The organism is Streptomyces sp. NBC_00572 (assembly GCF_026341815.1).
Classification (GTDB): domain Bacteria; phylum Actinomycetota; class Actinomycetes; order Streptomycetales; family Streptomycetaceae; genus Streptomyces.
The window spans coordinates 5,686,118-5,706,348 of the sequence record NZ_JAPENX010000001.1; the positions used below are offsets into that span (position 1 = coordinate 5,686,118).

The window sequence follows — 20,231 nt, forward strand, 5'->3', positions numbered from 1 at the left end:
AGTTGACCGGGGTACGTTCCCGCCCATGCCGATGCGAATGCGGAGAACCCGCGGAGCCCGACTGCCGTACGGAACACTCGTTGCCGCGGCCACGGCCGCGCTGCTCGCGACCCTGGTCACACCCGCCGGCGCACAGCCGGAACCCGCCGCGCCCGCTGCCCGCGAGTCCCGTGAGTCCCGGCCCGTTCACTCGTACGCCGACGCGATCCGCGAGTCCGTCTGGGTCGACACCGGACTCGACGGCGACGGCGACGGGCGCGCGGACCGGGTCGCCGTCGACATCGTCCGCCCCCGGGAGACCGCGGCGGCAGGCCGGAAGATCCCGGTCATCATGGACGCCAGCCCCTACTACGCCTGCTGCGGACGCGGCAACGAGGGGCAGAAGAAGACCTACGACGCCGACGGAAACCCCGTCCAGTTCCCGCTCTTCTACGACAACTTCTTCGTCCCGCGCGGCTACGCCTTCGTCGCCGTCGACCTCGCCGGCACCAACCGCTCCGACGGCTGCGACGACGTCGGCGGCCGCTCCGACGTCCAGTCGGCCAAGGCCGTCGTCGACTGGCTGAACGGCCGCGCCCGCGGCTACACCACCCGTACGGGGGACGCCCGGGCCCGCGCCACCGCCTGGAGTACCGGGAACGTCGGCATGATCGGCAAGAGCTGGGACGGCACCATCGCCAACGGTGTCGCCGCCACCGGCGTCGAAGGGCTGAAGACGATCGTTCCGATCGGCGCCATCTCCTCCTGGTACGACTACTTCCACTCCCAGGGAGCCCCGCTCTACAACGCCAACCCGAGCTGGCTCTCCGAGTACGTCAACAGCTCCGAGGCGCAGGCCCGCTGCGGCGCCGTCCAGGACCGGATCACTGCCGGCACCCCGTACAGCGGCGACCGGACCGCCGCCTGGACCGAGCGCGACCACGTGCGGAACGCGGGCAAGGTGAAGGCGAGCGTCTTCGTCGTCCACGGACAGCAGGACCTCAACGTGCGCGCCGGCCAGTTCGGCCAGTGGTGGGACGCGCTCGCCGCCCACGGAGTCGAGCGCAAGATCTGGCTCTCCCAGACCGGCCACGTCGACCCCTTCGACTTCCGGCGCGCCGACTGGGTCCGCACCCTGCACCGCTGGTTCGACCACCACCTCCTCGGCTACGACAACGGCATCGACCGCGAGCCGGTCGCCGACATCGAGCGCGCTCCGGACCGCTGGACCACCGACCGGCAGTGGCCGCCCCGCGCCACGGCGACCACCACCCTGCGCCCGGCCCCCGGTACGGCAGCCGGGCCCGGCGTCCTCGGCCGCGCACCCGCCGCCCCCGGCTCCACCGCGACCTTCACCGACGACCCGGGCCTCGGCGAGCTCGACTGGGCGGCCCGGATCGACGGTGCGACCCCCGAGAAGGCCGGGTTCGTCACCCGCCCCCTCTCCCGCGACCTGCGGATCTCCGGCTCCTCCAAGGTGACGGTCACCGCCACCCCGACCACCGCCACCGCGCACCTCACCGCCGTCCTCGTGGACCTCGGACCCGACACGATCCGCGACTACGGGGCCGCCGGCGAGGGCATCACCACCCGCACCGACCGCAGCTGCTGGGGAGCGAGCACGCCCGGCGACAGCGCCTGCTTCAAGGAGACCGAGGCCCGCACCGCGGATGTCGGGTACACGGTCGTCAGCCGGGGCTGGGCCGACCTCGGCACCTGGGCCGACCCGGGCAGGGAGCGCCCGCTGACCCCCGGCAGGGCGTACACGATGACCCTGGACCTCGCCGCCACCGACCATGTCGTGACGGCCGGCCACCGTCTCGCCCTGATCGTCGGGGGCACCGACAAGGACCTGCTCGACCCTCCGTCGACCACGCCGACCCTGACGCTGGACCTCACCCGCACCTGGGCGAAGCTGCCGCTGGTCGGCGGCGCCGAGGCCTTCGGTCGGGCGACCTCCGGTCCGTACCCGGCCGTTCCGCCGGCCACCGCGCTCGTCCCCTCGTCGATCGGCGCCGTACCGCCGGTCGCCGTCACCGGTCCGCGACTGCCGGGATTCGGAGCCACCCGATGAACACCCTTACCCCACGCCGGAGTTCACGCCGCACCGTCGCCCTCGTGGTGGGCGCTGCCGCGCTCGCGCTGCCGCTCGTCACCGTCCCGGCCAAGGCGGCGGACAGCGCGCCCGCGAAGCCGATCCCGCGCACCGGATTCGAGACGAGCCGGGGCGCCCGGTGGACCACCGAGGCCGAGGAGGGGGACTTCCTCGCGGCCGTCGACCGGGCGAGCGCCCGGCTGTCGCTCCGGGTGATCGGCACCACCGCACAGGGGCGCCCGCTCCGGCTCGCCGCCCTCGGTACGGGCCGCACCACCGTGCTGCTCGTCTGCAGTCAGCACGGCGACGAGCCCGCGGGCCGCGAGGCCTGTCTGAGCACGGTGCGCGACCTCGCCCACGCCCAGGACCGGGAGACCTCGCGCTTCCTCGCCCGGACGACCCTCCTCGTCGTTCCCACCGCCAACCCCGACGGCCGGGAGGCCGACACCCGGGGCAATGCCGACGGCATCGACGTCAACCGCGACCACATCGCCCTGCGCACCGCCGAGGCGAGGGCGGTCGCCGCCGTCATCCGTGACCGGCGGCCCGAACTCGTCTACGACCTCCACGAGTACGGTGCCACCCCCCGGTACTACGACAAGGACCTGCTCGCCCTCTGGCCGCGCAGCCTCGACGCCGACCCGCACGTCCACGACGAGTCCAGGACGCTCTCCGAGGAGTACGTCAGGCCCGCCGCCGGGCTCGCCGGCTACAGCAGCGGCATCTACGGCATCTGGACCGACCCCCTCACCGGCAAGCCGCTCAAGCAGGTCGCGGGCGACGGCCAGGAGCGGATCCTGCGGAACACGGCCGGCATCAAGCACTCCGTGGGCCTCCTCGTCGAGACCCGGGTGGACGCGCTCGACGAGGCCGAACAGAACGACCCGGCACGCAATCACCGACGTCGGGTCGCCACCCAACACGCCGCCCTGGAGGGCGCCTTCGCCTACATCGAGGAGCGCCGCGGGCCGCTCACGGCGGCCACCGCCGCCGCCCGCCGCGCCGGATACGCCGACCGGGGCCCGGTCTTCCTCGGCGGCGCCGACAACGACCCGCCGGAGCCCGCGGAGGTCCTCGCCGACCCGCCCTGCGGCTACCGCCTGGACGCCGCGCAGTACGCCGAGGTGGGCGACGAACTCGCCCTGCACGGCGTGGTCGTCCGGCGGGAGGGCGCGGGAGTGTTCGTACCGCTGGGCCAGTCGCGGCGCGCGCTCGTTCCGCTGCTTCTGGACGGGCGGGCCACCTATCACCTCGTCAGTGGGAGTCCTGTGGAGGAGTGTTGACGATCACGCACCGCAGGGCCGGGATGGCGTGATTCCGACGTTTGCCGAGGTAAAGTTACCAACTGGTACTGACCATGCCTCGAACAGGTCCCCACGGCCTGGAAGTTGGAGAAACACCATGCGTTACATGAAGACCGCGCGGCGTGCCCTGACGGCGGCGCTCGCCACGACGCTGCTCGCCGGCGGCGTGCTGCTCGGCCAGACGGTGACCGCCGAGCCGGCGGCCGCGGCCAGGATGACCTGCAACATCACCCAGCTGAAGCACGACGCCCACAAGGAGCGCGAGCGCGCCGCCCAGCTCAAGCGTCTCGGTGCCCACACGGAGGCCCGCAGGGCCCTCGCCCGCGCCGACGCCCTGGAGAAGCGCGCCCGCCAGTGCCAGGACGCCGACAACAACAGCAAGCCGCCGCTCTGGAAGTAGGAACACACGCCGGGAAAGCGATCCGGTGAGCAAACGCGGGGCGGGTGCGGTCCGAAAGGACAGCACCCGCCCCGCGGTCGTTCCCGCCCCTACGGTCGTTCCTGCGCCCGGTCGGGTGTGACCGGCGGGGACGGCCGGTCGCCCTTCCGTCTCAGGCCTCCACCAGCTCCGCCGCCCGCTCCGCGCACCCCCAGGACACCGTCACCCCCGCGCCCCCGTGCCCGTAGTGGTGCACCAGGCGCCCGCCGTCCGGCAGCGGCACCGCCTCGATCCGCACCCCGCCGACCCGCGCCGGACGCAGGCCCACCCGGTGGCCGAGCACCCGCGCCCCCGCGATCTCCGGCCGCACCCGCGCACACCGCGCCACGATCGCCGCCGCCGTCGCCGCATCGGGCTCAAGACGCTCGTCGCCCTCCTCGGCCGTCCCGCCCAGGATCAGCCGCCCCGGCTGCGGGAAGAAGTACGTCGTCTCGCTCGACCCGGCGTCCGCCGAGGTGAACCACTCCTCGATCCCCGGGTTCTCCACCAGCACCAACTGCCCCCGCACCGGCCGCAGTCCGGGATCCGGTACGAGCTCCCGCGCCGCCGAGCCGGTGCAGTCGACGACCACCCGCGCCCCGGCCGCCGCCTCCTCGAAGCCGGTGACCGTACGCCGCTCGACGACCCCGCCGGCCGCCTCGAACCGGCCCCGCAGCCACGCCAGATGGACCGGCATGTCGATCAGCGGCAACCGCGCCGCCAGACCCACGTCGTACGGCCCCGGCACCTCCTCGGGTGCCAGCTGCCGCAGGCCCGGCACCTCCCGCGCCCAGGGGCCGAGCCGGTTCAGAACGGTGTCCGCGTGGACCCCGGCCACCCAACGCACCCCCGTCCGCTCCGGATCGGCGGCCAGCTCTCCGTACACCCGCAGCGAGACCAGCGCCCAGGCCCCGGCCTCGGCCTCCGGTGCGATCCGGTACGGCCACCACAGCGCCCCCGCCACCGCCGAGGTCGTCGCCGTCGTCTCGTCCCGCGACCAGACCCGGACCCGAAGGCCGCGTTCCGCCAGCGTCACCGCGGTCGTCAGCCCGACGACCCCGCCACCCACCACGATCACGTCGCTGTCCATGACCGGGACCGTACCGGGACCGGGACATTTCCGGGACGGACCGGCCACGCGAGCGCGGAAGACTCGATGGCATGCGCGGCGCCTACACGACCCTCGACCTCGCCCCCGCCACCCGTGCGGACGGCGTCCTCCCCGGGAGCCCCACCGGCCCCCGGCACGATCTCGTCGACCTCGTGGTCGACGGCAGGCCGCTGCTCCGGCTGCTCGACCAGGCCGACGGCGTCGACACGGTCTCGCCCCTGGCGTCCGACGTCCCGCCCGTCCTCCGCGCCGACCACGTCGAGCGGCTCCTCGGCCGTGACCCCGGGCCCGGCGACGGCCGCCGGGTGATCTACTCCTGCCCCGACTGCGAGGACCTCGGCTGCGGAGTCGTCACGGCCGTCGTCGAGCACCACGGCGAGGACGTCGTCTGGCGCGACTTCGCCTGGCAGACCGGCCCCACCGCGGACGCGGCCCGCGACGGCTACCCCGGCGTCGGCCCGTACCGCTTCCACGGCGCGGCCTACCGGTCCGTACTGCTGCGGCTCCTCGAATCCTCGGCGTGTCGTTCCGTCGCCTAGGATTCGTTCCCTGATGACTGCAACCCTCGTCGCCAAGGACCTCGCCGCCGGCCACGGCGAACGCACCCTCTTCGCCGGCCTCGACCTCGTCGTCGCCCCCGGCGACGTGATCGGCCTCGTCGGTGTCAACGGCGCCGGCAAGTCGACCCTGCTGCGGCTGCTCGCCGGCATCGACACCCCCGAGGAGGGCGAGCTCCGACTCTCCCCGCCCACTGCTGCCGTCGGCCACCTCCCGCAGGAGCCGGAGCGGCGCGCGGGGGAGACCGTGCGGGAGTTCCTCGCCCGGCGCACCGGCGTCGCCGCCGCCCAGATCGCGATGGACGAGGCCACCCAGGGCCTCGTCGACGGCACGCCCGGCGCCGACGACGCGTACGCGATCACCCTGGAGCGCTGGCTGAACCTCGGCGGCGCCGACCTCGACGAGCGCGCCGAGGAGGTCGCCGACTCCCTCGGCCTGACCGTCGGCCTCGACCAGCCGATGACCTCCCTCTCCGGCGGCCAGGCCGCCCGCGCCGGGCTCGCCTCCCTCCTGCTCTCCCGCTACGACGTCTTCCTGCTCGACGAGCCCACCAACGACCTCGACCTCGAAGGACTCGAACGCCTCGAAGCCTTCGTGAAGGGGCTGCGCGCCGGGACGGTCGTCATCAGCCACGACCGCGAGTTCCTCACCCGCACCGTCACCAAGGTCCTCGAACTCGATCTCGCCCAGCAGCAGATCACGCTGTACGGCGGCGGTTACGAGGCGTACCTGGAGGAGCGGGACAGGGCCAGGCGGCACGCCCGCGAGGACTTCGAGGAGTACGCCGGCAAGAAGGCGGCCCTCGAAGCACGCGGCCACATGCAGCGGTCCTGGATGGACAAGGGCGTGAAGAACGCCCGCCGCAAGGCCACCGACGGCGACAAGCTGGGGCGCAACGCGCGCAGCGAGGCCAGTGAGAAGCAGGCCGCGAAGGCCCGCCAGACCCAGCGCATGATCGAGCGCCTCGACGTCGTCGACGAGCCCCGCAAGGAGTGGGAGCTGCGGATGGAGATCGCGGCGGCGCCGCGCTCCGGCTCGGTCGTCGCCACCCTGCGTGAGGCCGAGGTCCGCCGGGGCGACTTCTCCTTCGGCCCCGTCACCCTGCAGATCGACTGGGCCGACCGGGTCGCCGTCACCGGGGCCAACGGCGCCGGGAAGTCGACCCTGCTCGCCGCCCTGCTCGGCCGGCTGCCGCTGGACTCCGGCGACGCGGTCCTGGGCTCGGGGGTCGTCGTCGGCGAGGTCGACCAGGCCCGGAAGCTCTTCCACGGTACGGAAACGCTCCTGGAGGCGTTCTGCGCGGCCGTGCCCGAGACGGAGCCCGCCGAGGTCCGTACCCTGCTCGCCAAGTTCGGTCTCAAGGCCGTCCACGTGATGCGGCCCGCCACCACGCTCTCCCCGGGCGAGCGGACCCGCGCCGCCCTGGCCCTGCTCCAGGGCCGGGGCGTGAACCTGCTCGTGCTCGACGAGCCGACCAACCATCTGGACCTGCCGGCCATCGAGCAGCTGGAGTCGGCGCTCGACTCGTACACCGGCACGCTGCTGCTGGTCACCCACGACCGGCGGATGCTCGACGCGGTCCGCACCACACGGCGCGTCGAGGTCGCCGACGGCAAGGTCACGGAACTCGGATGACGGTCCCGTGCGACCGGGGGCCGCGATGAGCGTCTCCTTCGGCTGGGGCCCCGTCGAGGCGCGGGTCCTCGCCCCCTCGGCCGCCTGTGTGGTCGTGGTGGACGTGCTGTCCTTCACCACCGCCGTGGGCGTCGCCGTCGAGGCCGGCGCGGCCGTGTACCCGTACCGGTGGCGGGACGCGACGGCCGTGGCGTACGCGAAGAGCGTCGGGGCGAGCCTCGCCGTGGGGCGCCGGGAAGCGACCCCCGAGCACCCCTGGACGCTCTCCGCGGCCGCCCTGCGTGCCGCGCCCGTGCCACCGCGGCTGGTCTTGCCCTCGCCGAACGGCTCCACCATCGCGGCCGAGGCGGGCGACGCGACCGTCGTCGCCGCCTCCCTGCGCAACCACTCGGCCGTCGTCCGCTGGCTCACGGACCGGGGATACGGCTCCGCCGAACGCCCGCTCGCGGTCATCGCGTCCGGCGAGCGGTGGCCCGACGGTTCGCTGCGCCCGGCGCTCGAAGACCTGCTCGGCGCGGGCGCGGTCCTCGCCGGGCTGCGGGCCGCGGGCCCGCACGACCTCACCCCCGAGGCGACCGCGGCCGCCACGCTGTGGTCGGCCACGGAGGACCCGGTCGCTGCCTTGCACGGCTGCGACTCGGGCCGTGAACTGTACGAGTACGGCTTTCCGCAGGACGTGGCCGTGGCCGCCGAGACCGACAGCTCGACGACCGTCCCCGTTCTCGTGGACGGCGCATTTCAGGAGGCACCATGACCGACGACGTCATCACCCGGCTCATCGCGATGCTGGACGACCTCGACGCGGACGTCGACGCGACGATCGACCTCGCCGACGAGATCGCGGCGAGCGGCGACCGGGCGCTGCTGCCCCGCCTGGCGGCCGAGCTCGACCGGGCGATCGCCGAGCGGAACGCGTACGCGCGTGAGCTGCTCGGCGGGGTCGTCGCGGGTGTCGGTGGCGTCGAGACCCTCCCGGTCCTGGTGCGGGCCTCCGCCGTCGACCTCGGCGACGACCAGGACGGACTGGCGACCGAGATCGTCGACCTGGTCCAGGCGGACCCGAAGACGGCCCGCGGTCTTCTCCAGCCCCTCACGGAGGACGACGACCTGTCCATCGCCAACCGCGCAGACTGGGCGATGCGCTTCCTGCCGTAGGGCCTGTCCGACGACTCCCGTCGGGTCGGGCCGGCCCTGGCCGCGCCCGTACGTGAAGAGGCCACAGCCCGGTGGGCTGTGGCCTCTTTCCTGCGGACGCGGGGGTCAGGGTCTACCAGAAGTTGCTGCAGTCCACGTGGCCGGTGCCGCTGTCCTTGATGCAGACGCGGTAGTAACTGGTGCTGCCGCCCAGCATGTTGGACCAGTCCGAGCCCGGGTCGGGGAACGTCACCTCAAGGCTGCGCTGGAACCCGGTGCCGTAACCCGACCACTTCTCGATGGAGCCGTACTTGTCCCACCAGGCGTTGGGGCCGGACGGGTCGGTGACGCGGACCCAGGCGGCCTGACACGCGGGGGACCAGCGCAGCTCGGCCTTGAGGCTGCCGTCGGCGGTGGCGGTCTGCTTGGTCACGGCATCGCCGTCACAGCCCATGGAGACGGGGCCCTTGTTGTCGCAGCCGGCGCCGGAGCAGCCGGCGGCGTACGAGGTGCCGGCGAGCGGAACCAGGGCCATGGTCATCGCGGCGGCCGAGACCGTCGCCATCTTCGCGATCATGCGCTTCATGGGCGTGCAACCTCCAGGAGCAAGGAAGATTTCAAGCCCCCCGTGGAGGCCGAAGCTGATCATGGTGGCTTGTTCTGAGCGCGTCAACGGGTAAATCGGGCGACCTTCCTGATGTCCTTGACGCCCGTACGTGAAGAGGCCACAGCCCGGTGGGCTGTGGCCTCGTTCATACGGACGCGGGGGTCAGGGTCTACCAGAAGGGGGTGCAGTCCACCTGGTCCGTGGCGGCGGGGTCGCTGATGCAGGCGCGGTAGTAGGCGGTGGGGCTGCCCAGCATGTTGGTCCAGTCCGCGCCCGAGCTGGGGAACGTCACCTGGAGGCTGCGCTGGAACCCGGTGCCGGAGCCCGACCACTTCTCGATGTGGCCGTACCGGTCCCACCACGACTCACCGTTGGTCGTGACCCGGGCCCAGGCCGCCTGGCAGGTGGGGGACCAGCGCAGCTCGACCCTGAGGTTGGAGTTGGTGCGGGACGTGGCGCTGCCCTTGGTGACGGCGTCGGCGTCACAGCCCGTGGAGACGGGGCCGCGGTTGTCACAGCCGGTGCCGTAGCAGCCGGCGGCGTACGAGGTGCCGGCGAGCGGGATGAGGGCCATGGTCATCGCGGCGGCCGAGACCGTCGCCGCCTTCGCGATCAGGTGCTTCATGGACGTGCAACCTCCAGGAACAGGAAGATAGTTGCGCCCCCCCGTGGAGGCCGAAGCTGATCATGGTCGCCTGTTCTGCGCGCGTCAATGAATTAATTCCGGCCACCTCGGGGCCGTGGTCGAAGGGCGCGAAACCGCCCCCGTGGCCCCTTGGAAGGGTCGCGGGGGCGGCTCCGGCGAACCGGTCGGAATATGTCTCCGACCTGCGCGTTCTATCGGCGCTTGCGGTCTCCCTCGCCCAGCAGGCCGGCCTTGCGCAGCGCGTCCGCCATGGCACTGTTGCCGGGCGCGGGCGCCGCCGAACGATCTCGGCCACCCCGCTCCCCGCGGTCGTTCCGGTTCCCGCCCTCGGCCCCGCGGCCGCCGCCCTGCCGCTGCTGCGGCGGCCGGCCGGAGCGCTCGCCGCCCCGGTCCCCCCGCTCGCCGCGCTCACGCTTGGGCGCCCCGCCCTGGCCGCTCTGGCCCGGCTCGTCGTCGAGCCGCAGTGTCAGCGAGATCCGCTTGCGCGGGATGTCCACGTCGAGGACCTTCACCTTGACCACGTCGCCGGGCTTCACCACGTCGCGCGGGTCCTTGACGAAGCTCTTCGACAGTGCCGAGACGTGCACCAGACCGTCCTGGTGCACACCGATGTCCACGAACGCCCCGAAGGCGGCCACGTTGGTGACGACCCCCTCCAGGACCATGCCGGACGCCAGGTCGCCGATCTTCTCGACGCCCTCCTTGAAGGTGGCCGTCCGGAACGCCGGACGCGGGTCACGGCCCGGCTTCTCCAGCTCGCGCAGGATGTCCGTCACCGTCGGCAGACCGAAGGTCTCGTCGACGAAGTCGTCCGCCCGCAGCGAGCGCAGCGCCCCCGTGTCGCCGATGAGCGCCCCGACCTCGCCGCCCGTCGCCTTCACCATCCGGCGCACCACCGGGTACGCCTCCGGGTGCACCGACGAGGAGTCGAGCGGGTCGTCGCCGCCCCGGATGCGCAGGAAGCCCGCGCACTGCTCGTACGCCTTCGGGCCGAGGCGGGCCACGTCCTTGAGCGCCCGGCGGGAGCGGAAGGGGCCGTTGGCGTCCCGGTGCGCGACGATGTTCTCCGCGAGGCCGGAGCTGATGCCCGAGACCCGCGAAAGCAGCGGCGTGGAGGCGGTGTTGACGTCGACGCCGACACCGTTCACGCAGTCCTCGACGACCGCGTCGAGCGAGCGCGAGAGCTTCACCTCGGCCAGGTCGTGCTGGTACTGGCCGACGCCGATGGACTTCGGGTCGATCTTCACCAGCTCCGCGAGCGGGTCCTGGAGCCGCCGGGCGATGGAGACCGCGCCGCGCAACGACACGTCGAGGCCCGGGAGTTCCTGCGAGGCGAAGGCGGAAGCCGAGTAGACCGAGGCGCCCGCCTCCGAGACCATCACCTTGGTCAGCTTCAACTCGGGGTGCTTGGCCAGGAGTTCGGCCGCCAGTTTGTCGGTCTCACGGGAGGCCGTGCCGTTGCCGATCGCGACCAGCTCGACCGCGTGCTCCTTCGCCAGACGCGCCAGCCTGTCCAGCGCCTGGTCCCACTTGTTGGCGGGGACGTGCGGGTAGATCGTGTCGGTGGCCACGACCTTGCCGGTCGCGTCGACCACGGCGACCTTCACACCCGTACGGAAGCCGGGGTCGAGGCCGAGCGTCGCCCGGGTACCGGCCGGCGCGGCGAGCAGCAGATCGCGCAGGTTCGCCGCGAAGACGCGGACCGCCTCGTCCTCGGCGGCCGTCCGCAGCCGCAGCCGAAGGTCGATCCCGAGGTGGACGAGGATGCGGGTCCGCCAGGCCCAGCGGACCGTGTCCTGAAGCCACTTGTCACCGGGGCGCCCCCGGTCGGCGATCCCGAAGCGACCCGCGACGATCCCCTCGTACGAGGAAGGGCCGGCGATCTCGGAGGGCTCCTCCGGCTCCAGGTCCAGGCTGAGCACGTCCTCCTTCTCGCCGCGCAGCATGGCGAGCACCCGGTGCGAGGGCAGCGCCGTGAAGGGCTCGGTGAAGTCGAAGTAGTCGGCGAACTTCGACCCCGGCCCCTCCGTGCCGTCGCCCTGACCGTCCCGCACCTTCGCCACCAGCCGGCCGCGGCCCCACATGCGCTCGCGCAGCTCGCCGATCAGGTCGGCGTCCTCGGAGAACTTCTCGGCGAGGATCGCCCGCGCCCCCTCCAGGGCCGCGGGGGCGTCCGCGACGCCCTTGTCCGCGTCCACGAAGGCCGCGGCGGCGGCCGCCGGCTCCACCGACGGATCGGCGAGCAGCCCCTCCGCCAGCGGTTCCAGACCGGCCTCACGGGCGATCTGGGCCTTCGTCCGGCGCTTCGGCTTGAAGGGCAGGTAGATGTCCTCCAGGCGCGCCTTGGTGTCGGCGGCCCGGATCCGGGCCTCCAGCTCCTCCGTCAGCTTGCCCTGCTCGCGTACCGAGTCGAGGATCGCCGACCGGCGGTCCTCCAGCTCGCGCAGATAGCGCAGCCGCTCCTCCAGGGTGCGGAGCTGCGCGTCGTCGAGCATCTCCGTCGCTTCCTTGCGGTAGCGCGCGATGAACGGCACGGTCGAACCGCCGTCGAGCAGCTCGACGGCTGCCTTCACCTGTCGCTCGCGTACGCCGAGTTCCTCGGCGATCCTTGCTTCGATGGACGTCGTCACGGTGTCCCGACTCGCCTTCTCGTGCCTCAAGCTTGCGAGTGCATTGTGCCGGGTCGGTCACCCGTACGCGGTAACCGACCCGTCCCGCGCGCGTCCCGGGGCGCGCCGACCCCCGGACGGGCGCGGCGTACGTCCCCGCGCCCCGGCTCAGTACTTGCCGACGAGGTCCGCCGGGAAGGCGCCCGCGACGGCCGCCGTGACCAGGAAGCCGCGCCCCAGCTCGGTGAGCCGCTCGACCCCGGCCGCGCCGAGGTGCTCGTACGGGGCCGCGTCGAGCCGGTCGGTGTGCTCTTCCAGCTCGGCACGCAGGGCCGTACCCGCCTCGGTCAGCTCGCCCTCGGCGTCGAGCAGCCCGCGACCGCGCAGCCGCTCCGCCGCGGCGTCCCAGTCGGCGCGCCGCCAGCCCCGGGAGCCGAGTGCCCAGCGCGGGGCCATGCCCTTGCCGGTGGCGGTGTGGGAGACGAGGGCCTCGACCGGGTCGAGCCCGGCGGAGAGCAGGGCCGCGAGGTGCCCGTCGCCCCGGTGCTCGCGCAGCAGGGTGGCGGCGTGCCAGTAGGCGAGGTGGGGCTCCTCGGGCACCGGCAGGTCCGCGTTGGCCGAGTACAGCGGCCGGGCGTGCCGGGTGCAGGCCTCGGTGGCGCGCAGGGCGAGCCCCGCAGCCTCCGCCATCTCCGGCGAGGCGACGGTCTCCTCGCCGAGCAGCCGGCGCAGGGTCGCGTCGACGGTGCGCAGCCGGGCGTCCAGGACGTCGGCGGGGGAGGAGGTCTCCCAGACGGCCGGGAGGTGCCGGGCGAGCAGCTCGTGGTTGTAGTTGTAGAAGGTCGCGGCGACCGTGCCCGCGCCGGCCGCGCCGAGGGCGGCGCTGCGCGCGGCGAGCCGCATCGCGGACTGGTCGGTGAACCCGAGGGCGCCGAACTCGCGGTCCAGGTCGGGCGAGAAGTACAGCGTGGAGTGCATCGGGTTGAGGGCGTTGTGGCAGCGGCGTCCCGCGCGCGGCGGCAGAGCAGTCGTCGTCATGACCCGAACGTTACCGACTGGTCGGTACGACGGGAACAGCCGGAGCCTCCTCGTGCGCGGGTAAGCGGACCCATGGCAGAAAAGGTGGGATCGGCGTCATTGCGGCCGTCCCGGGCTCCTCCCAGGATGGAGGCATGACGCAGCGACCCGTTCTCGTCGTCCTCTTCGACGGCGTGCAGAGCCTCGACGTCACCGGCCCCTACGAGGTGTTCGCCGGTGCCGGCCGCGCCGCCGGCGACCCGGACACCTACACGATCCGCACCGCCTCCCTGGACGGCGGACCCGTCCGCACCCACAGCGGACTGCGTCTGCTCCCCGACACCACCCTCGACGAGGCGGTCGCCGACGGCGCCCCGCACACCCTCGTCGTCCCCGGCGGCGAGGGCACCCGGGAACCCGAGCCGGCCCTGATCGACTGGCTCCGCACCCACGCCCCGGGCGCCGGGCGTCTGGTCTCCGTCTGCACCGGGGCACTGCTCCTCGCCGAGGCGGGGCTCCTCGACGGACACCGGGCGACCACCCACTGGGTGGCCTGCGACCATCTGGCCCGCTGTTATCCGGAAGTCGAGGTGGACCCGGACCCGATCTTCGTACGGGACGGACGGCTCTCCACCTCCGCCGGGGTCACGGCCGGCATCGACCTGGCCCTCGCCCTGGTCGAGGAGGACCTCGGCCGGGACGTCGCCCTCACCGTCGCCCGTCACCTGGTCGTCTTTCTGCGCCGCCCCGGCAACCAGGCCCAGTTCAGCGTCCAGCTCGCCGCCCAGACCGCCCGCCGGGAGCCGCTGCGCGACCTTCAGCAGTGGATCACCGAGCATCCCGACGGCGACCTCTCGGTCGAGGCGCTCGCCGCCCGCGCCCGGCTCTCGCCCCGCCACTTCGCCCGTGCCTTCCAGGCCGAGACGGGCGCCACCCCCGGCCGCTACGTCGACCGGGTACGCCTCGAACACGCCCGCCGTCTCCTGGAGGAGACCTCCCGCGGGGTCGAGGAGGTCGCCCGTGCCTCGGGCTACGGCACCCCCGAGGCGATGCGCCGCGCCTTCACCAAGGCCCTCGGCACCCCGCCCGCCGACTACCGCCGTCGCTTCCATTCACCCGTCAACTGAAAGGCAGCAGCATGCAGATCGCCGTCCTGCTCTACCAGGGCTTCACCACGCTCGACGCCGTCGGCCCGTACGAGCTCCTCGCCCGCATCCCCGGGGCCGAGACCGTCTTCGTGGCGAAGGAGACCGGCCCTGTCCGCAACGACCAGGGCAGCCTCGCCCTCGTCGCCGATAAGACCCTCGCCGAGGTCCCGCGACCCGACATCGTGCTCGTCCCCGGCGGCCCCGACTCCCGCGCGGCCATGGACGACCCGGAGATCCAGGCCTGGCTCCGTACCGCCGACGAGACCAGCACCTGGACGACCTCCGTCTGCACCGGCTCCCTGCTCCTGGCCGCCGCCGGCGTCCTCGACGGCCGCCGGGCCACCACCCACTGGCTCGCCTTCGAGGAGCTCAGGGCGCTGGGCGTCGAGCCCACCGGCGAGCGGGTCGTCTTCGACGGCAAGTACGTCACCGCCGCCGGCGTCTCCTCCGGCATCGACATGGCGCTGCACCTGATCGGCCGGATCGCCGGGGACGAGACGGCCCAGACCATCCAGCTCCTCACCGAGTACGACCCTCAGCCGCCGTACGACGCGGGTTCGCCGGAGAAGGCCCCGGCCGAGATCGTCGCGCGGTGGCGGGGCGTGAAGGCGGAGGACCTCCCCCAGGGGAGCTGAGCGACGGCCGTCCGGACCTCGGCTCCCGTACACGACTCCGGACCTCGGCTCCCGACGCGGATCCGGACCTCAGCTCCCGTACGTGAAGCGGGGCGCCCGGCGCTCCAGGAAGGCGGCGACACCCTCCGCGGTGTCGCCGCTGCCGCGTGCCTGCTCCGCCCAGTGGGCGTCCCGGTCCAGCCGCCCGTCGGCGAACTCCTTGGCCGCCGACTGGGTCAGCAGCGAGCGCGAGGCGAGGACCCGGGCGAACTCGCCGACCCGCTTGTCCAGCTCGCCCACCGGGTGCAGCTCGTCCACGAAACCGGTCCGCAGAGCTCGCTCGGCGTCGATCAACTCACCGGAGAACAGCAGGTACTTGGCGGTCGAAGGGCCCACCAGGGCGGCGAGCCGCCGGGTCGAGGAGGACGGGTAGACGATGCCGAGCTTCGACGGGGTGATCCCGAAGCGGGCGCCCTCCTCGGCGAACCGCAGATCGCAGGCGGCGGCGAGCTGACTGCCGCCCCCGACGCAGAAGCCCCGGACGGCCGCCAGGGTCGGCCGGGGGAAGGCGGCGAGCGCCTCCTCGGCCCGTACCGCCAGCGTCTGCTGCTCGTCCCCGGGCTCCCGGAGCGCCGAGATGTCGGCCCCGGCGCAGAAGGTGTCGCCCTCGCCCGTCAGGACAAGGACCCGGACGGCGGGGTCGGCGGCGAGCCGGTCCAGTACGTCCGGCAGCGCGCGCCACATGCCGGCGCTCATCGCGTTGCGCTTGGCGGGGTTGGCGATGACGACGGTGGCGATCCCGTCCGTGACGCTGTCCTTCAGCTGCGGATCCATGGGCCGGATGCTATCCGCCGTACCCGAACGTACGACCAGGAAGGGGTCTGCGCCGAGGAGGCACGGCATGGCCGAGGACGCCCGCGAGACGCACGGGGAGCCGGATCCGGTCCGGGACATGGTGCGCGAGGGGAAGCGGCTCAACCGGAGCTTCAGCTGGCTGGCCTGTTCCTGACCGGCGGTCTCTTCCGGCTGGTCGGCAGCGTGGTGGTGCGGGGGCCACAGTTCGGCTGGACGCTCCTCCAGGGGGCCTTCGGCCTGTTGCTCGGTCTGCTCGTCCTGTTCGACTGGCCGGACAGCAGCCGGTACGTTCTCGGGGTCTTCTTCTCGCTCGCGCTGCTCTTCGACGGCCTCGGGCTGATCGCGATCGGAGTGGGCGGGCGACGGATCGTCAGTATGGTGACGCCGGCACCGGTGGCCGGCCCGCCCCCGGAGTCGTCAGAAAGCGCACCCGATCAGTCGAACAACTGACATCGGCATACTCACCCGATCGCAAAGCAGCCGATAAGTGTCGACTTCTGGTCAGTAGGCCGGTCCACCCGCGCGCATTGCCAAGACTCGATCCGTGGCGAGAATCGAGCACGAGGGTGGGAACCGTACCGTGGAGAACCACGGGGGTGGCCCCGCCCGGCAACCGTCCTACGAAGGAGTCTGGCGCTTCACCGCTGCCGCGGTCGACGTCTCCGTCCCGCAGGCCCGGCACGCCGTACGCGACCTGCTGGTCCGCCAGGGCGTCCCCCTCCATGAGGAGATCATGGACGGCCTGCTGCTGATCGTCTCCGAGCTGGTGACCAACGCCGTGCGGCACGCGGCGCTGCTGTCCCCGGAGATAGCGGTGGAGGTGGCCATCGGCCCCGAGTGGATCCGGGTGTCCGTCGAGGACAACCACCCGTACCGCCCCAAGGCCCTGGAGGCGGACTACGGGCAGACCGGCGGCCGCGGGCTGCTCCTGGTCCGCGAGATCGCGCAGGAGGCCGGCGGCGCGTGCGACGTCGAGCACACCGCGAGCGGCGGCAAGATCATCTGGGCGGCGCTGCCCCTGGCCCCGATGGCACCGGGGCCGGGAGCCGCCATTCACCAGCCGGTCGTCACCAGCCCCCGGACGGACCCGTCAGTTCCCTGACGGCCGGCCGCGCCGCGTCGAGCACCGTCATGAACCAGGCGGAGAAGGGCGCGGCGGCATGGCGCTCGGCCAGCTCGGCGGCGGTGACGAAGACGGTGTCCTCGATCTCCTCCGGGTCCGGCCGGGGCTCGGCCTGCACCAGGCCGACGAACAGGTGGTTGAACTCCTGCTCCACCAGGCCGGAGGCCGGGTCCGGGTGGTTGTAGCGGACGGTGCCCGCCTCCGCGAGCAGCGTGGGCGAGACGCCGAGCTCCTCGAAGGTCCGCCGGGCGGCGGCGGCGAACGGCGCCTCGCCCGGGTAGGGGTGGCCGCAGCAGGTGTTCGACCAGACGCCGGGGGAGTGGTACTTGCCGAGCGCGCGGCGCTGGAGCAGCAGTCGGCCCGACTCGTCGAAGAGGAAGACGGAGAAGGCGCGGTGCAGCAGGCCGGGCGCCTGGTGGGCGGCGAGCTTCTCCGCCGTACCGATGGTCGTCCCGTCCTCGTCGACCAGTTCGAGCATGATCGGCGCCGGGGCTCCGGACGGCTGGACACCGTTCGACATGATCTCCGGCGAGATCTGAGCCGCGGTGGCTGGTGTGGTCGGCATACCCATCCTTCGCTTCGGTCCTCGCCCCGGTGGGGCCACCTCAGTCTGCCGTACAAAAGCGGCTTGTCCGTACTTCGGAGGCCGGACGTGGCCGCTCCCACCGCACCGGAGTACAACCGGCGCGGCGGGAGCGGAGGGGCGGTTTCGGGGCGACTAGACCCCGAAAGCCGCCGGATAGACGAGCGTGCCCGGCGGAACGGGGACGGAGTCGTCCAGGACGAGCGCCATCATCGCCTCGTCAGGGGCCTCGAAACCTGGCTTGATTCCATACTCAGACGCACGTACGAACCCGAACCTCGGGTAGTACTCCGGATGGCCCAGGACGAGCAGGAGCGGCTCGCCCCGCAACCGTGCCGCGTCGAGCACCGCCCGGACGACGGCCTGCCCGGCCCCCGTCCGCTGGTACGCGGGCGCCACCGAGACCGGGGCGAGTGCCGCCGCGGGGGCGTCACCGACCCGGCAGCGGGTGATCAGGGCGTGCGCCGCGATCGAGCCGTCCGGGGCCTCGGCCACGTACGACAGGCCCGGGAGCCAGGCGTCGGGGTCCCGCCGGAGCGCGTCGACCAGATCGGCCTCCGTCTCCGAGGCGTCGGCCTCCGACCCGAAGGCGGTGGCCACGACCTGCCAGATCGCCGAGGCGTCCTCGGCGGTCTCCGGGCGGGTGCGCCAGCGCTGATCGGCGGGCCGCAGGACGAATCCCGCGTACCCGTAGTCGGAGCCGTGCTCGCGCCGCAGCGTGATCTCGGCGCGGGCCCCCGCCACCGCCTCGGCCATGCCGGGCACGGTGGTGTCCGCCGCGTCGGCGTGCGCGGCGAGCGGACCGTAGTACTCGTCCCAGTCGCTCTCGGGCTGCGGGACGGTCCCCAGGACGTGGTAGCCGGCCCCGACCGCCGCCGCCGCGTTCCCGGCGACGGTGCGGAGCGCGTAGTGCTCCTCCCAGAAGGCACGGGCCACCGGGCCCGGCTCCTGGGTGGTCCAGACGCACTCGGTCAGCACCAGGGTGCCTCCCGGTGCGAGCAGCCTGCGCCACTCGGCGAGCGCCCGGTCGAAGCCGAGGACGAAGACCGAGCTCTCGGCCCAGACCAGGTCGAAGGAGCCGTCGGGGAACGGCAGTGCGCCCATGTCGGCGCGGAGGGTGCGGATCGAGCCGTCGAGCCCGCGGGCGGCGGCGGACCGCCGCAGCTCCGCGAGGAACGGCTCGTGGGTGTCGACGGCGGTCACCTCGGCGCCCGCCTCGGCGGCCAGGAGCAGCGCGGAACGGCCGGGGCCGCAGCCCAGGTCGAGCACGCGCGGACGCTCGGGCAGCTTCCCGGAGAGCGCGAGGAGTCGACGCGTGGTGGCGTCGGAGCCGGGACCCTGCCGCGGAAGACCGTGGTGCAGGGCGAAGAAGGAGTCGTGCAGAGCGTTGTCGGACAACGTGGGAAACCCTTTGTGAGAGGGCCCCGGCCGACGACGTGACGGACCGGTGGGAACCGGGATCAGGTCAGCCGGAGACCCGGAAGCTGAGGAAGGACCGGGTGCTGCCGCTGGGGGCAGCCTCCATCGCGACGGTCATCAACCTCAGCTCCTCTCTCCACGCGTTCGTACGAAAAGACTAGCAGGGGGCGGTTCTCACAGACAGAGCTTCGCCTCGTGCTCCGCGTGCCCGACCGGCTCCAGCTGGAAGGTGCAGTGCTCCACGTCGAAGTGCGAGCCCAGGCATCCCTGGAGGGAGTGGAGCATCTTCTCGTGCCCGACCGAGTCCAGCGCGCCCTGGTCCACGACCACGTGCGCCGAGAGCACCGGCATCCCCGAGGTGATCGTCCAGGCATGCAGGTCGTGGACGTCCTCGACGCCCGGCAGGGCCAGGATGTGGGCCCGTACCTCCATCATGTCGACGCCCTTGGGGGCCGCCTCCAGAAGGACGTCCAGCGTCTCGCGCAGCAGCTTGACCGTACGGGGGACGATCATCAGACCGATCAGGATCGAGGCGATCGGGTCCGCGTACTGCCAGCCCGTCACCAGGATGATGCCGGCCGCGACGATCACGGTGACCGAGCCCAGGGCGTCCGCGAGCACCTCCAGATACGCGCCGCGCACATTGAGGCTGTCCTTCTGGCCCCGCATGAGCAGCGACAGCGAGATCACGTTGGCGACCAGGCCGATCGCCGCGACCGCGATCACCAGACCGCCCTTGGTCTCGGCCGGCTCGAAGAACCGCTGGATCGCCTCGTACAGCACGTAGCCGCCGACGACGAGGAGCAGCAGACAGTTGGCGAGCGCCGCCAGGATCTCGGCCCGGGCGAACCCGAAGGTGCGGTTCCCCGAGGGGGGCCGGTTGGCGAAGTGGATCGCGAGCAGCGCCATCGCGAGGCCCACCGCGTCGGTCGCCATGTGCGCCGCGTCGGCGATCAGCGCGAGCGAGTCGGAGAGCACGCCGCCGATGATTTCGATCACCATCACGGAGAGCGTGATGCCGAGCGCGATGCGCAACCGGTTCTTGTACGCGGCCCCGGCCGTCCCCGTCGGCGCCGGTCCGCCGTGACTGTGCCCGTGGTCGTGTCCAGCCCCCATGACATGGCCTCCAGATCGTCTGTTCGCAAGTGCCCCAAGTCGCAAGTGAACTACGGGTGGGGGGTATGTGCAACACGGTACTGAACACCGTTGTCATATGCTCTGACCTGCGGCGATGCATTCAGGACCGGCCGTGGCGGGAAGGCGCCGCCCGGAGCCCTCGCGACCGGATCCGACCGTCGTTCGTGAGGCGGGCCACCGGTCGCCCATGGTGATCTCCACCGGATCGGGCCCACCCGTGAGGACACGGGTGGGCCCGG

General features: G+C 72.8%; 19 protein-coding genes and 1 pseudogene. 11 read left to right on the forward strand and 9 right to left on the reverse strand.

The features are described 5' to 3' along the window. Positions 1 to 31: 31 nt before the first annotated feature. From OG514_RS26035 to OG514_RS26045, 3 genes are all read left to right on the forward strand, one after another. Positions 32 to 2,053, forward strand: coding sequence for a Xaa-Pro dipeptidyl-peptidase (locus OG514_RS26035; RefSeq protein WP_266900964.1), 2,022 nt, complete (start codon positions 32 to 34; stop codon positions 2,051 to 2,053). Then, positions 2,050 to 3,357 (forward strand): M14 family metallocarboxypeptidase, encoded by a 1,308-nt coding sequence (locus tag OG514_RS26040; protein ID WP_266898833.1) that lies wholly within the window; start codon positions 2,050 to 2,052, stop codon positions 3,355 to 3,357. The genes OG514_RS26035 and OG514_RS26040 overlap by 4 nt, the downstream gene beginning before the upstream one ends. A 127-nt stretch (positions 3,358 to 3,484) precedes the next feature. Further along, positions 3,485 to 3,778: a hypothetical protein gene (locus OG514_RS26045; protein WP_266898835.1), complete on the forward strand. Its 294-nt coding sequence runs from the start codon at positions 3,485 to 3,487 to the stop codon at positions 3,776 to 3,778. Between the two features lie 151 nt (positions 3,779 to 3,929). On the opposite strand, the gene OG514_RS26050 is transcribed toward OG514_RS26045, so the two are convergent. Then, complete coding sequence (locus tag OG514_RS26050) at positions 3,930 to 4,886, reverse strand: FAD-dependent oxidoreductase (protein WP_266898837.1); 957 nt, start codon at positions 4,884 to 4,886, stop codon at positions 3,930 to 3,932. Between the two features lie 71 nt (positions 4,887 to 4,957). Between OG514_RS26050 and OG514_RS26055 the strand changes: the two genes are divergently transcribed. From OG514_RS26055 to OG514_RS26070, 4 genes are read left to right on the forward strand one after another with little or no spacing between them, the layout of a single operon-like run. After that, positions 4,958 to 5,446 carry a hypothetical protein gene (locus OG514_RS26055; RefSeq protein ID WP_266898839.1) on the forward strand — a complete coding sequence of 163 codons (489 nt, stop codon included), beginning with the start codon at positions 4,958 to 4,960 and terminating at the stop codon, positions 5,444 to 5,446. 13 nt (positions 5,447 to 5,459) lie between these two features. Continuing rightward, positions 5,460 to 7,100, forward strand: coding sequence for an ABC-F family ATP-binding cassette domain-containing protein (locus tag OG514_RS26060; RefSeq protein WP_266898841.1), 1,641 nt, complete (start codon positions 5,460 to 5,462; stop codon positions 7,098 to 7,100). A gap of 25 nt (positions 7,101 to 7,125) precedes the next feature. Further along, positions 7,126 to 7,854, forward strand: a complete 729-nt coding sequence (locus OG514_RS26065; RefSeq protein ID WP_266898843.1) for a 2-phosphosulfolactate phosphatase — start codon at positions 7,126 to 7,128, stop codon at positions 7,852 to 7,854. Continuing rightward, a complete protein-coding gene (locus OG514_RS26070) occupies positions 7,851 to 8,255 on the forward strand; it encodes a hypothetical protein (RefSeq protein ID WP_266898845.1) in 405 nt (134 codons plus the stop codon). The genes OG514_RS26065 and OG514_RS26070 overlap by 4 nt, the downstream gene beginning before the upstream one ends. A 112-nt stretch (positions 8,256 to 8,367) precedes the next feature. Here the strand turns inward: OG514_RS26070 and OG514_RS26075 are convergent, their stop codons facing one another. The 4 genes from OG514_RS26075 to OG514_RS26090 form a co-directional block, all read right to left on the reverse strand. After that, positions 8,368 to 8,820, reverse strand: a complete 453-nt coding sequence (locus OG514_RS26075) for a DUF2690 domain-containing protein (RefSeq protein ID WP_266898847.1) — start codon at positions 8,818 to 8,820, stop codon at positions 8,368 to 8,370. Between the two features lie 190 nt (positions 8,821 to 9,010). Continuing rightward, the gene (locus OG514_RS26080) at positions 9,011 to 9,466 is read right to left on the reverse strand and encodes a DUF2690 domain-containing protein (protein WP_266898849.1); all 456 of its coding nucleotides are present in this window, start codon (positions 9,464 to 9,466) and stop codon (positions 9,011 to 9,013) included. Between the two features lie 212 nt (positions 9,467 to 9,678). After that, positions 9,679 to 12,117, reverse strand: a complete 2,439-nt coding sequence (locus OG514_RS26085; protein ID WP_266898851.1) for a Tex family protein — start codon at positions 12,115 to 12,117, stop codon at positions 9,679 to 9,681. Positions 12,118 to 12,264: 147 nt separating this feature from the next. Beyond that, positions 12,265 to 13,134, reverse strand: coding sequence for a hypothetical protein (locus OG514_RS26090; protein WP_266898853.1), 870 nt, complete (start codon positions 13,132 to 13,134; stop codon positions 12,265 to 12,267). Between the two features lie 134 nt (positions 13,135 to 13,268). On the opposite strand from OG514_RS26090, the gene OG514_RS26095 reads away from it, so the two are divergent. Together OG514_RS26095 and OG514_RS26100 are read left to right on the forward strand one after the other, a co-directional pair. Then, positions 13,269 to 14,240, forward strand: coding sequence for a GlxA family transcriptional regulator (locus tag OG514_RS26095; protein ID WP_266898855.1), 972 nt, complete (start codon positions 13,269 to 13,271; stop codon positions 14,238 to 14,240). Positions 14,241 to 14,251: 11 nt separating this feature from the next. After that, the gene (locus OG514_RS26100; RefSeq protein ID WP_266898857.1) at positions 14,252 to 14,896 is read left to right on the forward strand and encodes a DJ-1/PfpI family protein; all 645 of its coding nucleotides are present in this window, start codon (positions 14,252 to 14,254) and stop codon (positions 14,894 to 14,896) included. Between the two features lie 69 nt (positions 14,897 to 14,965). On the opposite strand, the gene OG514_RS26105 is transcribed toward OG514_RS26100, so the two are convergent. Continuing rightward, positions 14,966 to 15,709: an enoyl-CoA hydratase/isomerase family protein gene (locus OG514_RS26105; protein ID WP_266898859.1), complete on the reverse strand. Its 744-nt coding sequence runs from the start codon at positions 15,707 to 15,709 to the stop codon at positions 14,966 to 14,968. Positions 15,710 to 15,874: 165 nt separating this feature from the next. Between OG514_RS26105 and OG514_RS26110 the strand changes: the two are divergent. Together OG514_RS26110 and OG514_RS26115 are read left to right on the forward strand one after the other, a co-directional pair. Beyond that, positions 15,875 to 16,114: pseudogene (locus OG514_RS26110) on the forward strand (HdeD family acid-resistance protein); the annotation flags it as partial. A 196-nt stretch (positions 16,115 to 16,310) separates the two neighbouring features. Continuing rightward, complete coding sequence (locus OG514_RS26115) at positions 16,311 to 16,832, forward strand: ATP-binding protein (protein WP_266900965.1); 522 nt, start codon at positions 16,311 to 16,313, stop codon at positions 16,830 to 16,832. Here the strand turns inward: OG514_RS26115 and idi are convergent. The 3 genes from idi to OG514_RS26130 form a co-directional block, all read right to left on the reverse strand. Then, positions 16,798 to 17,418: an isopentenyl-diphosphate Delta-isomerase gene (gene idi, locus OG514_RS26120; RefSeq protein WP_266898861.1), complete on the reverse strand. Its 621-nt coding sequence runs from the start codon at positions 17,416 to 17,418 to the stop codon at positions 16,798 to 16,800. The two genes, OG514_RS26115 and idi, sit on opposite strands and share 35 nt — an antisense overlap. A 153-nt stretch (positions 17,419 to 17,571) precedes the next feature. Beyond that, entirely contained in the window at positions 17,572 to 18,834 is a 1,263-nt protein-coding gene (locus OG514_RS26125; RefSeq protein ID WP_266898863.1) for a bifunctional class I SAM-dependent methyltransferase/N-acetyltransferase, read from the reverse strand. 195 nt (positions 18,835 to 19,029) lie between these two features. Then, positions 19,030 to 19,971 (reverse strand): cation diffusion facilitator family transporter, encoded by a 942-nt coding sequence (locus OG514_RS26130; RefSeq protein ID WP_266898865.1) that lies wholly within the window; start codon positions 19,969 to 19,971, stop codon positions 19,030 to 19,032. Positions 19,972 to 20,231: the final 260 nt, after the last annotated feature.

What these genes read in the sequence shown, in the direction of transcription:
- OG514_RS26035 (WP_266900964.1), top strand. Translation starts at nt 32, where the DNA reads ATGCGAATGCGGAGAACCCGCGGAGCCCGACTGCCGTACGGAACACTC.
- OG514_RS26040 (WP_266898833.1), top strand. Translation starts at nt 2,050, where the DNA reads ATGAACACCCTTACCCCACGCCGGAGTTCACGCCGCACCGTCGCCCTC.
- OG514_RS26045 (WP_266898835.1), top strand. Translation starts at nt 3,485, where the DNA reads ATGAAGACCGCGCGGCGTGCCCTGACGGCGGCGCTCGCCACGACGCTG.
- OG514_RS26050 (WP_266898837.1), bottom strand. Translation starts at nt 4,886, where the DNA reads ATGGACAGCGACGTGATCGTGGTGGGTGGCGGGGTCGTCGGGCTGACG.
- OG514_RS26055 (WP_266898839.1), top strand. Translation starts at nt 4,958, where the DNA reads ATGCGCGGCGCCTACACGACCCTCGACCTCGCCCCCGCCACCCGTGCG.
- OG514_RS26060 (WP_266898841.1), top strand. Translation starts at nt 5,460, where the DNA reads ATGACTGCAACCCTCGTCGCCAAGGACCTCGCCGCCGGCCACGGCGAA.
- OG514_RS26065 (WP_266898843.1), top strand. Translation starts at nt 7,126, where the DNA reads ATGAGCGTCTCCTTCGGCTGGGGCCCCGTCGAGGCGCGGGTCCTCGCC.
- OG514_RS26070 (WP_266898845.1), top strand. Translation starts at nt 7,851, where the DNA reads ATGACCGACGACGTCATCACCCGGCTCATCGCGATGCTGGACGACCTC.
- OG514_RS26075 (WP_266898847.1), bottom strand. Translation starts at nt 8,820, where the DNA reads ATGAAGCGCATGATCGCGAAGATGGCGACGGTCTCGGCCGCCGCGATG.
- OG514_RS26080 (WP_266898849.1), bottom strand. Translation starts at nt 9,466, where the DNA reads ATGAAGCACCTGATCGCGAAGGCGGCGACGGTCTCGGCCGCCGCGATG.
- OG514_RS26090 (WP_266898853.1), bottom strand. Translation starts at nt 13,134, where the DNA reads ATGACGACGACTGCTCTGCCGCCGCGCGCGGGACGCCGCTGCCACAAC.
- OG514_RS26095 (WP_266898855.1), top strand. Translation starts at nt 13,269, where the DNA reads ATGACGCAGCGACCCGTTCTCGTCGTCCTCTTCGACGGCGTGCAGAGC.
- OG514_RS26100 (WP_266898857.1), top strand. Translation starts at nt 14,252, where the DNA reads ATGCAGATCGCCGTCCTGCTCTACCAGGGCTTCACCACGCTCGACGCC.
- OG514_RS26105 (WP_266898859.1), bottom strand. Translation starts at nt 15,709, where the DNA reads ATGGATCCGCAGCTGAAGGACAGCGTCACGGACGGGATCGCCACCGTC.
- idi (WP_266898861.1), bottom strand. Translation starts at nt 17,418, where the DNA reads ATGCCGACCACACCAGCCACCGCGGCTCAGATCTCGCCGGAGATCATG.
- OG514_RS26130 (WP_266898865.1), bottom strand. Translation starts at nt 19,971, where the DNA reads ATGGGGGCTGGACACGACCACGGGCACAGTCACGGCGGACCGGCGCCG.